Source organism: Acinetobacter sp. FDAARGOS_724, assembly GCF_013364475.1.
Lineage (GTDB): Bacteria > Pseudomonadota > Gammaproteobacteria > Pseudomonadales > Moraxellaceae > Acinetobacter > Acinetobacter variabilis.
Genome location: NZ_CP054908.1, coordinates 2,524,419 through 2,538,996, shown reverse-complemented (window position 1 = coordinate 2,538,996; position 14,578 = coordinate 2,524,419). Strand labels below are relative to the sequence as shown.

The window sequence follows — 14,578 nt, the reverse complement described above, 5'->3', positions numbered from 1 at the left end:
TTAGCGGTTACATTAGCATAGAAGAAGATAGGCTGTATTGACTACAATGACATTACAGACTGCGCTTAGGTCAAGTCATCTGCCTGTTATCTCAAGTATGATTGGGCGGAATCTGGTAGATCTATTGAAATATAAGTGTCTGGCATCATACTGAAGTTTAAGGATAACTTTAGATCAACCAAAAATTAATTTGTATGAGAGATAATAAACATGACTGATCAGTACCAAACTTTTGCAAAATCTCCTATTGGTAAATTTGTCATTAAAAATTTGGGTCTGCCATCCCCAACTTCTTTAGACCGTTTTGAGTCTGCTACACCTGTAGTTAAAGGCGCGGTATTGTTTGGAGCAGCACCGGCAAGTACATTGATCGGTGCTATTGCTCAGGTTCTGGCAAATATTCATGCCAACAGCTATGCAGGTAACAATGCTGAACTGCAACAGGCTGCTGCATCAGCTGGACTGAATCTGGGTGCGTTTAATCCGGGTGATAAAGAATCAAAATTCAAAGTTGTCATTTTTGATGCTTCAGGAATCGAAAATTCAGAACAATTAAAATCACTTTATGATTTCTTTAACCCGATTGCGCGTCAAATCCAAAGTTCTGGCCGTGTCGTGATTGTAGGGACTACGCCTGAAACTGCTAAATCAGTCAGTCAGTCAATCGCTCAACGTGCACTGGAAGGTTTTGTAAAATCTGTTGGTAAAGAGTTTAAAAAGGGAATTGCAGCGAACCTGATCTATGTAGATGCTGGTGCAGAAGCAAACCTTGAGTCTGCTTTACGTTTTGCAGTTTCTCCACGTTCTGCCTATGTTTCTGGTCAGGTGATCCGTGTTTCACCTGCTGAAAAAGTGGATGTGGACTGGACTAAACCATTAGCAGGAAAAACTGCTGTAGTGACTGGTGCGAGCCGTGGTATTGGTGAAGCGATTGCTCATGTATTGGCACGTGATGGCGCACATGTCATCTGTCTGGATGTTCCACAGCAGCAAGCGGACCTCGACCGTGTAGCTGGTGAAATTGGGGGGTCAACTTTAGCCATCGATATTACTGCTGCAGATGCAGGTGAAAAAATCAAAGCAGCAGCAGCTGAGCAGGGTGGTCTGGACATTATTGTGCATAATGCTGGTATTACCCGTGACAAGACTTTGGCTAATATGAAACCTGAGCTATGGGATCTGGTGATTAACATCAACCTGTCTGCCATTGAACGTGTAAATGACTATTTAATCTCCAACAATGGTCTAAATGCCAATGGCCGTATTATCTGTGTATCTTCAATTTCAGGCATTGCAGGTAACCTGGGTCAAACCAACTATGCAGCGTCTAAAGCGGGTGTGATTGGTGTGGTGAAATTCACAGCACCAACCTTAAAAAATGGTATAACCATTAATGCCGTTGCACCGGGCTTTATCGAAACACAAATGACGGCTGCGATTCCATTTGCAATCCGTGAAGCTGGCCGCCGTATGAACTCAATGAGCCAAGGTGGTCTACCTGTAGATGTTGCAGAAACAATTGCCATGTTTGCTTCTACGGCTTCAACAGGTTTAAATGGCAACGTGGTTCGTGTCTGTGGTCAAAGCCTGTTAGGGGCTTAATAGATCCCTCCCGATCTCTCTTTATAAAAAAGAGGAGAAGTCCCCCTTTGATAAAGGGGGGTCAGGGGGATTAAAATTCTAAAGAGAAAATTCCAAGAATTCTCAAAACCTCTCTAGTGCTTCACTTTCATACAATGATTGAAGTATGCTCAGGAGAGGTCACTTTATAAAGATAATATTTCCAAAGGTTCAGTATGAATACGCGCCATTTTAGTCAACTTCCAAAACCTTATTTAGCCTATCCAAAAGTGATTCAAGGCTTGATTTTTAAAAAGCCGAAAGCTGAAAAAGTTCTACCGCAAGTTGAATATGTGGTGGATTCATTCAAGGTCGATCAGAAACATTTAAAAGCCTATAATGAAGTATGTGGCTTTAAAAATAATGGTTATATTCCAGCTATTTATTTGACCGTACTATCTCAAAGCCTGCAAATGCACATGATGACCTCGGAAGCATTTCCATTCCCGATTTTAGGACTGGTACATATCCGTAATCAGGTCAAGCAATACCGTAAAGTCGGTGTAAATGAGACTTTAACCTTGTCATGCAAGTTTGGTGAACTACAGCCACATGACAAAGGGGTTCAGTTTGATTTTATTACCACAGTCAAAGTAGGCAATGAAATCGTCGTTGAGGCATTAACGACTTATCTTTCACGTCAAAAGACTGATGCTAAAGCGGCTGTCAAACCGGCAGAAAGTAAAGCACCAGACTATAAGCTGAATACTGAATGGAAAATTTCAGAAAATACCGGCCGCCGTTATGCCATGACCTCAGGGGATTTTAACCTGATTCATATTCATGCTGTTACAGCGAAGGCTTTTGGTTTTAAACAGGCGATTGCACATGGTATGTGGAGCAAAGCCAAAGCACTGGCTAATCTATCCTTGCCGGATGCGTATGAAGCCGATGTCTGGTTCAAGCTGCCGATGTATTTACCCTCTAAAGTTGAGTTCCTGACTGCTCAAGCAGCGAATGATACAGATTTCCTGATCCGAAACAGCAAGAACCAGAAGCCGCATGTGACCGGCCATGTAAAAGCAATTTAAATCTGAATTAAAAGCCTAAACTCGATTTAGGCTTTTTCATTTTAAGGGATCAAAATTCTATGGATAGAATGATGCAGCCAATTAAAGATTATCTGTTTGCTGATCAGCATAATTATCAGGGCAATGTAGATGCGCGTTTTCGCGACCTTGCTCGTCAGTTTAGCCGCCTACAGGATGCACGTACTGATCAGGGTGGTGCAGCACTTGTTGTATATTTTCAGGGACAAAAAGTTGTCGATATCTATACCGGAAAGAAGTCTGCCACAGAAAACTGGCAGCCCGATACCATGTCACTATGCTATTCCACTGGCAAAGGTGTACTAGCAACCCTAGCGCATATTCTGGTCAGTAAAGGTTATCTGGACTATGACAGATCAGTTGCAGAATACTGGCCTGAATTTGCCCAGAAAGGTAAACGCGCTATTACTTTGGCACATATGCTGAGCCATCAAAGTGGCTTGTTTGATATCCGTAATATCATTGATGATGCCACTGAAATGGCTGACTGGTCACACATGCTGGAGCGGATCGCGGCAGCTGAACCACGTTTTCAAACTACGACAGATGCCGCTTATCAACCTTTGACTTTTGGCTGGCAGGTGGGTGGTGTATTAGAAAAGGCAGCCGGTAAATCATTAAACCAATTAATGCAGGAATATTTAGTCCAGCCTCTGCAATTAAATGGTGCCTATTTTAGTGTGCCGCCGGATGAACTGTCTCGAGTTGCACGACCGATCTTTAAAGCAAAGTCTGCATCTCAATCTTCTAAAGGCAAAAAAGTAGCCGCACGCAAACCCGGTTTAATGGAGCGCGCCCTGATCTGGAGTGGTCAGAGTCCACAAGATTTTCAGGATGGCATGATTCCTAAAGGCATGAAGAATTTTAACTTCTTTAGTGATGAAGGTTTACAGGCAATTATTCCTTCGGCTAATGGCGCCTTTACTGCAGACAGTCTGGCAAAAATCTATGTGATGTTGGCCAATCACGGTGCCTGGCAAGGCCAGCAGTTGATTTCACCTCCAGTATTCCAGCGACTAAGCCAGGTGCAATATACCCATCGTGATCGGGTGATGCCAGTACCCATGCACTGGCGTCTGGGTTATCACCGTATTTTGACCTTGGGTAAAGCCTCTACAGGTTTCGGTCATATGGGCTTTAACGGTTCTGGTGCCTGGTGCGATCCGGAACGCAGTTTAAGTTTTGCCTATACCCATAACTTCCCCACAGGTTCATTAACTGGAGATTACCGTCTTTGGGGGCTGACGCAGGAAACTTTGCGCTGTGCTGATGCGGTATTGACAGGAAGAAAAGGCTGGCGCTAACTGAATATCCTTGATTTGGGAGTTTAATCAGTCATTTAAAATATGCTATTTTGTGGCAAATTCCAGCGCTGCGAAATAAAATCATGAAAAAAGTAATACTGATTCCCTTAGTGGCAACCGGTGCTTTATTCGGTTGTCAGGATCAAACCCAGTCAGCTAAAAATACTATTGTTGAAGCCAAGGCGCAGATTCCAGCATGGGCGGGAGAGTATCAGGGTACAACTCCTTGTATGGGCTGCTTGTCGCGTTGTGATGATTGCCCAGGTATGGCTGTCATGCTAACTCTGTATGAAGATCAGACTTATACTTTGCAGCGTGAAAGCCTGAGTGGTCATAATGGGGTGGAAACCTTTAGTGGTCCGATTCGTTTTCAGGATGATTCTTATCAGAAAATTGAGCTGGTGAATGTAGCAACTCGTAATTTACTGTATGTTGATCTGGAAGAGCATGTGTTGGAAATCCGTGAAGACAAAAGCGGTAAACGTTACCAGATGCAGAGTGATTTTATTTTAGGGCGATTCGCTTAAGCAGATTCAACTCAATTCTTTACCTTCGATCAGAAATTTTTATTTTTAAGATTGTATTCATCTACTCAAATAGATGGAAGATCAATAGATATTTTATCTTTCAAATATACAAAAACTATTCTGATATTTCACTCAGGCATAAAAATGGAGCAGACAGCTTCGAGATAGTTGATTTAAATCAGATTGATAGGCCTATCTCTCCAGATCATAACTGATTAATTCATTCACTATTTTATAAAAAAACAGTATGCTTAGACCTGTAAAAAGGAGCATACATGTATCAAGTACTTGCGCGAAAATACCGTCCCCGCAATTTCAACGAATTGGTCGGTCAAAACCATGTTTCACGTGCCTTAACAAGCGCACTGGAGCGTGGCCGTTTGCACCATGCCTATTTGTTTACGGGAACGCGTGGTGTTGGTAAAACCACGATTGCACGTATTTTGGCGAAGTGCTTGAACTGTGAAACCGGTATTACTTCGACTCCTTGTGAGGTGTGTCCGACCTGTACCGCCGTCAATGAAGGCCGTTTCATTGACCTGATTGAAATCGATGCGGCATCACGTACCAAAGTCGAAGATACCCGTGAGCTGCTGGACAATGTTCCTTATGCGCCAACTCAGGGTCGTTTCAAGGTTTATCTGATCGATGAAGTACATATGCTGTCCACGCATTCTTTTAATGCTCTATTAAAGACACTGGAAGAACCGCCGGAGCATGTCAAATTCCTGTTCGCTACCACAGATCCACAAAAGCTGCCGATTACCGTTATTTCTCGCTGCCTGCAATTTACTTTGCGTCCATTGGCTGTTGATGAAATTACCGAACATCTGGACAATATCCTGACGAAAGAAAGCATTCAGGCTGATCAGGATGCGATCTGGCAGATTGCTGAATCTGCTCAGGGCTCGCTTCGTGATGCCTTATCCTTAACCGATCAGGCGATTGCCTATGGTCAGGGGGCGATCCAGCATCAGGATGTCAAAGACATGCTGGGCTTGATCGACCGAACAATTATTTATGATCTGATTCTGGCGACTCATCAAAACCAGAAAGCACGTGTTAGCGAATTATTATTGCAATTCCGTCAGCAGGCGCTGGATGTATCACTGGTATTAGATCAGTTGATTTCTACCTTGCATGAACTGGCTTTATTACAATATCTGCCAGATTTAAGCCTGAAATACAGTGCCGAGATCAATCAAAAGATCATGCAGTTATCGGCTTTAATTTCAGCACAAGATTTGCAACTGTATTATCAGATTGCCTGTAAAGGTCGTGCTAACCTACAGCTTGCAGTTACGCAAGAGCAAGGCTTTGAGATGACGGTGCTGCGTTTGCTAGCCTTCCGTCCGTTACAACCCAATGAAATTCCAACTAATACAGCTCAAATACAAGCTGTACCTGCTGCCTCAACTCCACAACAAAATCAGATAATGCAGCAGGAGCGTGCTCCGGTTACTCAAGCTGTAGAAGATTTTTCCTTAGATGATGACTATGAAGACGATCAGGATGATAATCCAGTCACTGCACAGTCTGAACTATCTTCGGATGACTTTCTGGATGAAGACGAGCCAGAAACCAATTCTGAGCCTCAAGTTATACAAGCTGAATCAACTAGAGTAGAACAATCTGAGTCTGAACAAATTGTATTTGATCCAAACCTGGAAGATGGTCTGTTTGGTTTTGACGATGTTCCTGCAGAACCTGTTCCATCTAGCCCTGAAGCCAGCAGTGATGATTTCCTCTTAGAAGAATTCATTCCTGAAAATGATACTGCTGCACCAGTAGAACAAGAACCGGAGTTTAATCTGGATGCCTCGACTCCTGGATCAGAACGAGTGATTCATAAAGCAGATGAAAGCCAGCCAGAAATTTCTACTCAGACAGAGACTGCATCAACTCAAATCGCAAATACAAATGTTTCTACAGACCATAATCTGATGCCGCAGGATATTCTGCAAATTCCGGTACAGGATATGCAAGGTGAATGGACGGTAGAAAAATGGGAATTCTGGTTTCGTAACAGCCAGTTATCTCCAGCAGTTCAGGAACTGGCTCAGTATGGCATCATGACCGGCCACATTAATGCAGCATCGGTCTTTCATATTCCAGAGCGTTATCAGCCGCTTTTGTCGCAGCTACAACATCATCTCGAAGCAGCTTTACGGGAACAATGGCCGCAGACCAGTTTCCAGGTGAAGTTTGAAGATGTAGAGCAGTTAACGCCATATACCATGCAGCAAGAACGTAAAGTACGTGCTTTTAAACGTGCAGAAGAGCTGTTGCAGGCTGAACCGGCTGTACGTGACTTGCTAGAACAGTTTGATGGTGAATTGCACAATATTCAGCTGAAATAAAATAATCTTATACTGAGACAAAACGCGCTAAAGCATCCCGCATTTCAGCTGGAATCGGGGTGCTTTTTCGTGTGTAGCGATCGACAAACACATGCACGAAACTACCTTGAGCTGCTGCCGTATCAGAGTTCATTTTGAAGATTGCTAGATCATAGCTGAGAGAACTATTACCCATTTTTTCTATGGCGACACCTACCTCTATAATTTCCGGATAAGACAGCTCCTGATTGAACTGGCATTGCGAGCTGACCACCAGCCCAATTATTGGAGAATATTTGGGATCAAATGCGGCTTCCTGAATCAAGAGGGCATTCGCGGCCGTATCAAAATAGCTGTAATAAGTGACATTATTGACATGGCCATACAGATCATTGTCCGCCCAACGAGTCTGTATCGGCAGAAAAAATGAATAATGTTCGCGTTGTTTAAGAGCTGCTTTCATATTTTTAAATAACTTGTAGTGGCTAGATCTGCTGAGTCGAAAATAATCTGAAACTTAATAAATCGCCTGATAAATGTTGTAAGCATCTTCCAGAGTAAGTTCACGTGGATTGTTCTGTAACAGGCGGCTCTGTTTCATGGCATCTTCCGCCATAATCATCAGCATGTGTTCAGGAATTCCTAACTGTTTGAGTTTCAGGGTTAAGCCACTTTTCACCAGATGGTTATTAAAATGATCAATAAACAGGTCAGTCAGGCCATCGTGACAGCCTTTGCTTTGCGGATCTAACCAGCACATCAGTTCGGCATAGAGGGCTTTAGCATCCGGTGTATTAAATTTCATCACTTCAGTTAATACCAGTGCATTACTATGTCCATGCGAAATATGGAAGTGTCCACCTAACGGATATGCCAACGCATGCACAGCACCCACTGGTGCATTGGCAAAGGCTTGACCTGCCAACATCGAGCCAACCAGCATGTTTTGACGTGCTTCCAGATCCTGACCATCGTCCAGCACACGTTGCAGATTGGCATTTAACAGTTTCAAAGCATGCTTGGCCAGCATATCGGAATAAGGATTTTTTTTGATTTTAGAAGTATAAGCTTCAATAGCATGAACCATGGCATCAATGCCGGTCGCAGCAGTAATTAAAGGTGGCAGATTTTGGGTAAATGTTGCATCCAGAATGGCAGTATCCGCAAATAGGATCGGTGCCACAATGCCGGTTTTAGTGGTTTCACCGGTAGTGACAATTGAAATTGGGGTGACTTCAGATCCTGTACCTGCAGTGGTAGGAACTAAAATCAAGGGCAAACGAGGGCCAGTGGCCTGATTTACGCCATACAAATCGGATAAAGATTGGTGCTGTGCCGGATGACTCAAGATTGCAATCAGCTTGGCGACATCCATAGAGCTGCCACCACCAAAGCCAATTACGATATCGACATTTTCCTGTTTGGCAAAATCTGCGGCTTCAAGCACTACATGCTCAGGTGGATCGGCCTGTACATCGGAATAAATTGCATAATCTAGTCCCGCATCTTCAATAATTTCCAGAATAGGTAGGTGTAATTGATGCTGTAGCATACCTGGGTCAGTGACCAGTAAAACACGCTGATAACGGCCCTGTTTGAGAATAGAGGATAATTCCTGAATCGTACCGAGGCCGGCGATGATGTTGGGAACGGTTTGAAACTGAAATCGATTCATGTCTTTATCCTTTAATTTTTATCGCAAATACAAAATTATTATGGGGCGGTGATATAGGATTCATCAGGTAAATAACTTAACATAAGTATCTTGAAAATGATTAACTCTGAGGTTGTTTATGTCATCCAGAACGCCATATAAGGTGTTATGTGTTTGTTTGGGAAATATTTGTCGTTCTCCCACGGCAGAAGTGGTACTCAGACATTATTGTGATGAACAGAAACTCGATATTGTGATCGACTCAGCAGGAACCAGTAATTACCATCCGGGGAAAGCACCTGATTTGCGTAGCCAGCAGCATGCCTTAAAGCGAGGTTATGATCTTTCCGGTCTGCGTGCGCGTCAACTTAAAACCCATGATTTTATTGACTATGATCTGATTCTGGCAATGGATCTGGAAAATCTGGCGGATATTCACGCGCTTCAGCATCAGGCAGAGGCAGAATTCGGACACCTGCGTGCTCAGGTTGCTTTAATGAGTGAACATGATCAGCACTATCCAAAACAGGCTTTGCCAGACCCATATTATGGCGGGGCAGATGGTTTTGAGCGTGTCCTGAACCAATGTGAGTCCAGCAGTCGGGCTTGGGTAGAAATTTTTAAACAACATCAAACAGAAAAGGTTTAAGTCATGCAGATTCAGACTCAGGTTCAACTTAAACCTTTTAACACGCTAAATCTTGAAGCGATTGCCGCTTATTACAGCCAGATCCAATCAACTGATGATCTGATTGCTGCACTGGAGTTTGCTGAGCAGCAACAACTGAATGTGTTAATTCTTTCTGGCGGTAGCAATATGTTATTGCCGGAACAGATTGATGCACTCGTCCTGCATATGGATATTCAGGGCATTGAAATGCTGGAAGGAAATGAGCAGCATCAATGTCTGCGGGTAGGCGGGGGCCAAGTTTGGCATGACTTCGTACTCTGGACGACAGAACAGAAATTCTATGGTTTGCAGAATCTGGCCCTGATTCCCGGACTAGTCGGCGCATCTCCAGTGCAGAATATTGGGGCATACGGTGTCGAGGTCGGCGAATTTATTCATGCGGTAGAGGTCTATGACCGTAAGCTGAAAAAATTTGATTCCATTCCTGCCGCAGACTGTCATTTTTCCTATCGTCATAGTATTTTTAAAGATGATCCAACACGTTATGTGATTACACACGTTATTTTTAAATTACTAAAACAGGCAAATCTGAAACTGAATTATGGTGATCTTAAAGCAGCGGTGGGTGATAATCTCACAGCAGAAAACTTGCAGCAGCAGGTGATCCGGATTCGTCAGAGTAAACTGCCTGATCCTAAAGAATTTCCAAACGTGGGAAGTTTCTTTAAAAATCCTATCGTAAATCAACAGGTTTTTGACCAAATTGCTGTGCATTTTCCTAATTTGCCCCATTATCCGCAGGCCAATGATCAGGTTAAAATGGCGGCAGGCTGGCTGATTGATCAGGCAGGCTGGAAGGGGAAACAGCTTGGGCCAGTAGGCATGTTCCATAAACAGGCACTGGTTTTGGTGAACTATGGTCATGCTTCTCTGAAGGATGTCCGTCAAACCTATGGCGCAGTACAGCAGGCTGTCTGGGATAAATTTAAGATTATGCTCGAACCTGAACCAGTATTATTTGATTGTAAAGGCTTAATTCGATCTCATCAGGATAAATAACGTATATGAAAAACACCCATTGGATGGTCCGTTTAGTACAAATCGTCGCAGGACTGTTTGTATTTTTCGGCTGTCTGGTGATGTTGATCTATTCGCCATTTTATTCTCAGCTCGTGGTTAAGGGACTCAATCGATTTGTGTCCTTTGAAATTAACGAAGTTGCAGCACAAAGCCAGAAAATGGCTTCCTTGAGTGAAGATGATACGCTCGAACCAGGTTCTGATCAGTGGATTGCCCGTCAGGCTTATTTCCGTGTGATGGAACAGGATATCCAGAAAAATCATTCTGCCAATCTGATGCTGATTCAGGCACGCTACAAGATACTGCAACAGATGATTGAAGAACATCAGCGTGAACAGCAGGAAGAAAAAGCAGAACAGAATCAGCCTGCACAAGTGCCTTTATTGTCCCAGCAAGAACCTGTTGAAGCCGTTGACCCAACTCAGAAGGTCCGCGAACTGCTGGAGTGGGACAGTAATGAAAACAAAGAACGCGTTGAGCAATATATTGAATTCTTGACAACTCATCCTTTAGAAGATGAAGAAGCGAGTGCCGTTCAGGTCACAGCGAAAGAGGAAATTAAAGAAGATCTGGCTTTACTGCAAGAACAGCAGCAACAAAAACCGGCCAATCAATCTAAGCCTTATGCCATTGTGGTCTTAGGTGGTGGTTTAACCTTGCATGAAAATGGTAAGGATATTGTGGTCAATGACTATACCCGTTTGCGTCTGGAAACCACACTCGCAGTTGAAAAACAGTATCAGTTACCGATCGTATTGAGTGGTGTGGAAGCGCCGTATATGCAGCGCTGGTTACAAAATTACAATGTCGATGCCAAATTGCTTGAAGACCGTAGCATGAATACCTGTGAAAATACCCGTTTCAGCTCATTATTATTGCAAAAAAAAGGTGGAGCACCGACTGTGATTCTGATTACCGACCGTTATCATATGCCACGTACCCGTCGTCTGTTTGCATTAAATGGCATTCAAACTATTCCAGTGGAAGCACCGATGCCGAAGTCCTTGACCCGTTGGCGTCCAAGTCGACAAAATTATGATCATAGTCGCCGTGCCAATTATGAAATGCTGGCCACTATCCGCGATATGTGGTTTGGCTCCAGTGACTGTCGGGAGGTGCCTTAATGTCTGATATTCCGTTTTTAAACCCGACCATCCTGAAACAGCTGGATTTACCTGTGCCAAGCAGGGAAACAACGCCACAGCTTTTACAGCCCTTAAACCTGAACAGGGATGACCAGCCCACTATTGATCTGCTGTCTTATCGCAGACTGTATGGTTTTGATTTACTGGATTGCAAGCATTGGCAAGGCTATGTACAGATGCCGCTGTTTAAACTGCATGTGCAAGTATTTACACCTAATCTAGAAAATACCCGTTTTGACAAGATTCAGGGAACGGCGTTTCTATTACATGGATATCTGGAACATAGCGGAATTTATCAGCCGATCGTACGTGAGTTACTGGAACAGGGTTTTAGCGTCCTGACCTATGATCTGCCGGGGCATGGTCTCAGCGATGGTTCATCTGCCAGTATCCAGAATTTTGATCATTACCAGCAGGTTTTGCATGCGGTGTATCGTTATGTGAAGCATGCCGAGCAGTTACCTAAACCTTGGGTTGGCATTGGACAAAGTACCGGTGGTGCGATCTGGATGCATCATTTGCTCGAATTTGCAGAACGACGCGAAAATCCGTTTGTAGATCGCGTGCTGTTATTGTCACCATTGATTCGTCCAGCTAAAACTGCCTGGTGGCATAATCCGCTCGGTCTCGGCATTATCAGCCGGATCAAGCGTGAAGTACCACGTCATTTCCGCCGTAATAACCATAATCCTGAATTTCTGCGCTTTATCCGACTTAAAGATCCTTTGCAACCTCGCATGATGGGCATGGACTGGATTCTGGCGATGTCACGCTGGATGCTGGAAATGGAAGCACGTCCAGCCTGCCGAATCCCTGTCTGGTTAGCTCAAGGTGCTCAGGATCAGACAGTGGACTGGCGTTATAACATTGAATTTATCCGTCGCAAGTTCCGCCTGCAAACTTTGTTAATGCTGGAAGAAGGTTCACATCAATTGATTAATGAACGCGCGGATATCCGTGCAGCACTCACAGGTTTAATTCCAGCCTTTTTACATGCGCATGGCAATAAGACCTATTATTAGACTGTGACACTCTGTCTTGTCCTGAAATAGATTGACAGTATTCCACTTCAAACCGAGTTAAGCAATTAGCTCGGTTTTAGTTTGCTCATACGTCTGATTCGGGGTGTTCATATTTAAACTTAAATGTGGTCTATAGCAATTATAAATCATGATAGATTCCGCAATTAAGTGATCTAACTCTTTCATGGTTTGACATCGTGTAATTAAAAACTCCTGCTTTAATATTCCATTAATCCGCTCTGCTAATGCATTCTGGTAACAGTCTCCTCCATCTGTCATAGAAGGACATACCCCATAATGGCGTAATGCCGATTGATATAGTTCAGAGCAATACTGAGAGCCTCTGTCTGAATGATGAATCATCCTTGTCGCTCGATCCGTCACATGCTGCATCGCCATATGTAGAGCCTGCACAACATTCTCCGCACGCATATCATTCGATAACTTATAACCTTTAATCTGGCGGGTATAAGCATCTGTCACTAAGGATAAATAATGTACGCCTTCAGCACTCTCAACATAGGTAATATCACTGACAAAGACTTCATTGGCTTGCACCGCTGAATAATCCTTTAATAAATTTGGATGCTTCTTCATCCAATGCTTGCTATCCGTAGTTTTTGTATAACGACGCTTGGGGCGAATCAATAAATTATTTTCTTTCAATATTTTAAATAACTGATCCCGTCCACACTTTAAACCACGCTGCAACAATTTGCCTTTAATAAGCCAATACAGCTTACGTGTTCCGATACTTGGCATGAGACAGCGATACTCCATAACCAACTCGAGTATTTGTTCTGTTACTTGTGCAGTCATTTGAGCACGTTTTTCTGCTTGATAATAAGCTTGTCGAGTGATTCCTAACCACTGACAATAACGTGAAACGCTTAGTCTTCTTTGGCTTTGCCAATCTTTGAAACGTGCTCGGTATACTTTTTTCCAAGATCAGTCCCACACTCTTTATCAATGTGATAAATCACATCCTGTATAAATTCAGTTTTGAGCTTTTCTGCGGCTAACTGTTTTTCTAATTGGCGGATTCGTTGTTGGGGGGTTAATTGGCGTTTAGAAGAAGTCGGCATATTCGAAGTCCAATCCTGTTGTCCGTGCTTGCGTAACCATACCAGCACAGTTGATCTTCCTTGAATACCATATTTTGCCTGAGCTTGTTTATAAGTAATTTGCCCTTTTTCTACTTCATGTACCACCATCATTTTAAAGGCGAAGCTATAATCACGTTGTGTGCGCTTAACTCGTTGTTCTCGTGCATGTTCCATAAAATATAGTCAAACTACTTTATTATTCATACAGGATTCGAAAAAAACTTGAAATAACTCATCGACTGAGTCGATCAACCATTCTTTACGCTTACGTTTAACCCATGCCCACATCTGTTCTATAGGATTTAAATCAGGGCTGTATGCAGGAAGCCAAAGGATTTTATGCCCTTGTTGTTCCAATAACTCCTGAATATCTGCTCTTTTATGAAATGCTGCATTATCCATAACCACTACACTATTTTCTGGTAATGCTGGTATGAGGAATTGCTCTATCCAAAAATGAAAAACATCTGAATTGATTTTGCAGTCAAATAAACCGACTGAAAATAACTTACCCTCATGGATTGCTCCAATGGCATTGGTCTGATTCTTTAATTGCCAATTATATTGCCCTAGACAGGGTACTCCTTTTCGTGAGTAGCCATGAGGTCTGTAATCATGTGACTTAAAACCACTTTCATCCACATAAATAATCGGGTGGTTTGTTTCTAATTCATTCACTTGCTGAATAAATTTATCCCTAAGCTTTGTATCTGCTTTAGGATGGCTTAACGTCTTTTTTTAACTGTAATATTTAAGCGCTTTAATGCAGCACCAATAGATGAAACACCACAATTAAAACGTGCAGCACGTTCATATTGATAAGCATCAGGATACTTTCCAACATCTTCACGTAAAGCATCATCGTTAATTTTAGAAGGTTTACGTACACGAGTTTTTTTAATCTCTATACGTTTCTTCCATTCAACAATGGTATTTTTATTAATTTCAAATTGTGCAGCTACCGCTCGAATAGAATAACCTTCCTCAAGTTTAGCTAAAATTTTACGTCTAAAATGTTCTGAATAACTCATTGCACCATTGTATTGGTTTTATAATGATTTGACTATAAGTCTCTTAAGGTGTAAACTTATTTCAGGACGG

Annotated in this window: 14 protein-coding genes; 9 read left to right on the top strand and 5 right to left on the bottom strand. The window is 42.8% G+C overall.

Annotation, left to right across the window (positions count from 1 at the left end; translation table 11 throughout):
• The first annotated feature begins 210 nt into the window (after positions 1–210).
• From FOC32_RS13325 to dnaX, 5 genes are all read left to right on the top strand, one after another.
• On the top strand, positions 211–1,602 hold the full coding sequence (locus FOC32_RS13325; protein WP_175967769.1) for a 3-oxoacyl-ACP reductase: 1,392 nt from the start codon (positions 211–213) through the stop codon (positions 1,600–1,602).
• A gap of 194 nt (positions 1,603–1,796) precedes the next feature.
• Positions 1,797–2,651, top strand: coding sequence for a MaoC family dehydratase (locus FOC32_RS13320; protein WP_175967767.1), 855 nt, complete (start codon positions 1,797–1,799; stop codon positions 2,649–2,651).
• 71 nt (positions 2,652–2,722) lie between these two features.
• On the top strand, positions 2,723–3,973 hold the full coding sequence (locus FOC32_RS13315; RefSeq protein WP_416378056.1) for a serine hydrolase domain-containing protein: 1,251 nt from the start codon (positions 2,723–2,725) through the stop codon (positions 3,971–3,973).
• 83 nt (positions 3,974–4,056) lie between these two features.
• Positions 4,057–4,500 (top strand): copper resistance protein NlpE N-terminal domain-containing protein, encoded by a 444-nt coding sequence (locus FOC32_RS13310; RefSeq protein ID WP_034170547.1) that lies wholly within the window; start codon positions 4,057–4,059, stop codon positions 4,498–4,500.
• A 275-nt stretch (positions 4,501–4,775) separates the two neighbouring features.
• On the top strand, positions 4,776–6,860 hold the full coding sequence (gene dnaX, locus FOC32_RS13305; RefSeq protein ID WP_175967763.1) for a DNA polymerase III subunit gamma/tau: 2,085 nt from the start codon (positions 4,776–4,778) through the stop codon (positions 6,858–6,860).
• A 7-nt stretch (positions 6,861–6,867) separates the two neighbouring features.
• Here the strand turns inward: dnaX and FOC32_RS13300 are convergent, their stop codons facing one another.
• Complete coding sequence (locus FOC32_RS13300; RefSeq protein ID WP_175967761.1) at positions 6,868–7,302, bottom strand: acyl-CoA thioesterase; 435 nt, start codon at positions 7,300–7,302, stop codon at positions 6,868–6,870.
• Positions 7,303–7,356: 54 nt separating this feature from the next.
• The gene (locus FOC32_RS13295) at positions 7,357–8,514 is read right to left on the bottom strand and encodes an iron-containing alcohol dehydrogenase (protein ID WP_175967760.1); all 1,158 of its coding nucleotides are present in this window, start codon (positions 8,512–8,514) and stop codon (positions 7,357–7,359) included.
• 118 nt (positions 8,515–8,632) lie between these two features.
• Here FOC32_RS13295 and FOC32_RS13290 point away from each other — a divergent pair, with 118 nt between their 5' ends.
• Genes FOC32_RS13290 through FOC32_RS13275 form a run of 4 tightly spaced genes read left to right on the top strand, consistent with a single transcriptional unit; the run spans position 8,633 to position 12,371 of the window.
• A complete protein-coding gene (locus FOC32_RS13290) occupies positions 8,633–9,142 on the top strand; it encodes a low molecular weight protein-tyrosine-phosphatase (RefSeq protein ID WP_034170543.1) in 510 nt (169 codons plus the stop codon).
• Between the two features lie 3 nt (positions 9,143–9,145).
• Positions 9,146–10,183, top strand: a complete 1,038-nt coding sequence (murB, locus tag FOC32_RS13285) for a UDP-N-acetylmuramate dehydrogenase (RefSeq protein WP_175967758.1) — start codon at positions 9,146–9,148, stop codon at positions 10,181–10,183.
• A 5-nt stretch (positions 10,184–10,188) separates the two neighbouring features.
• Complete coding sequence (locus FOC32_RS13280; protein WP_175967756.1) at positions 10,189–11,328, top strand: YdcF family protein; 1,140 nt, start codon at positions 10,189–10,191, stop codon at positions 11,326–11,328.
• Positions 11,328–12,371, top strand: a complete 1,044-nt coding sequence (locus tag FOC32_RS13275; RefSeq protein ID WP_175967754.1) for an alpha/beta hydrolase — start codon at positions 11,328–11,330, stop codon at positions 12,369–12,371. The genes FOC32_RS13280 and FOC32_RS13275 overlap by 1 nt, the downstream gene beginning before the upstream one ends.
• Positions 12,372–12,428: 57 nt before the next feature.
• On the opposite strand, the gene FOC32_RS13270 is transcribed toward FOC32_RS13275, so the two are convergent.
• From FOC32_RS13270 to FOC32_RS13260, 3 genes are all read right to left on the bottom strand, one after another.
• Positions 12,429–13,651 (bottom strand): IS3 family transposase gene (locus FOC32_RS13270; RefSeq protein WP_175967752.1). Its coding sequence is split into 2 segments (ribosomal slippage): positions 12,429–13,315 and positions 13,315–13,651, totalling 1,224 coding nucleotides; the frame shifts between segments, so codons are not numbered across the junction.
• A gap of 9 nt (positions 13,652–13,660) precedes the next feature.
• Positions 13,661–14,155, bottom strand: a complete 495-nt coding sequence (locus FOC32_RS13265; RefSeq protein ID WP_004785793.1) for an IS630 family transposase — start codon at positions 14,153–14,155, stop codon at positions 13,661–13,663.
• A gap of 47 nt (positions 14,156–14,202) precedes the next feature.
• The gene (locus FOC32_RS13260; protein ID WP_104426967.1) at positions 14,203–14,508 is read right to left on the bottom strand and encodes an IS630 transposase-related protein; all 306 of its coding nucleotides are present in this window, start codon (positions 14,506–14,508) and stop codon (positions 14,203–14,205) included.
• Positions 14,509–14,578 lie beyond the last annotated feature (70 nt).

What these genes read in the sequence shown, in the direction of transcription:
- FOC32_RS13325 (WP_175967769.1), top strand. Translation starts at nt 211, where the DNA reads ATGACTGATCAGTACCAAACTTTTGCAAAATCTCCTATTGGTAAATTT.
- FOC32_RS13320 (WP_175967767.1), top strand. Translation starts at nt 1,797, where the DNA reads ATGAATACGCGCCATTTTAGTCAACTTCCAAAACCTTATTTAGCCTAT.
- FOC32_RS13315 (WP_416378056.1), top strand. Translation starts at nt 2,723, where the DNA reads ATGCAGCCAATTAAAGATTATCTGTTTGCTGATCAGCATAATTATCAG.
- FOC32_RS13310 (WP_034170547.1), top strand. Translation starts at nt 4,057, where the DNA reads ATGAAAAAAGTAATACTGATTCCCTTAGTGGCAACCGGTGCTTTATTC.
- dnaX (WP_175967763.1), top strand. Translation starts at nt 4,776, where the DNA reads ATGTATCAAGTACTTGCGCGAAAATACCGTCCCCGCAATTTCAACGAA.
- FOC32_RS13300 (WP_175967761.1), bottom strand. Translation starts at nt 7,302, where the DNA reads ATGAAAGCAGCTCTTAAACAACGCGAACATTATTCATTTTTTCTGCCG.
- FOC32_RS13295 (WP_175967760.1), bottom strand. Translation starts at nt 8,514, where the DNA reads ATGAATCGATTTCAGTTTCAAACCGTTCCCAACATCATCGCCGGCCTC.
- FOC32_RS13290 (WP_034170543.1), top strand. Translation starts at nt 8,633, where the DNA reads ATGTCATCCAGAACGCCATATAAGGTGTTATGTGTTTGTTTGGGAAAT.
- murB (WP_175967758.1), top strand. Translation starts at nt 9,146, where the DNA reads ATGCAGATTCAGACTCAGGTTCAACTTAAACCTTTTAACACGCTAAAT.
- FOC32_RS13280 (WP_175967756.1), top strand. Translation starts at nt 10,189, where the DNA reads ATGAAAAACACCCATTGGATGGTCCGTTTAGTACAAATCGTCGCAGGA.
- FOC32_RS13275 (WP_175967754.1), top strand. Translation starts at nt 11,328, where the DNA reads ATGTCTGATATTCCGTTTTTAAACCCGACCATCCTGAAACAGCTGGAT.
- FOC32_RS13260 (WP_104426967.1), bottom strand. Translation starts at nt 14,508, where the DNA reads ATGAGTTATTCAGAACATTTTAGACGTAAAATTTTAGCTAAACTTGAG.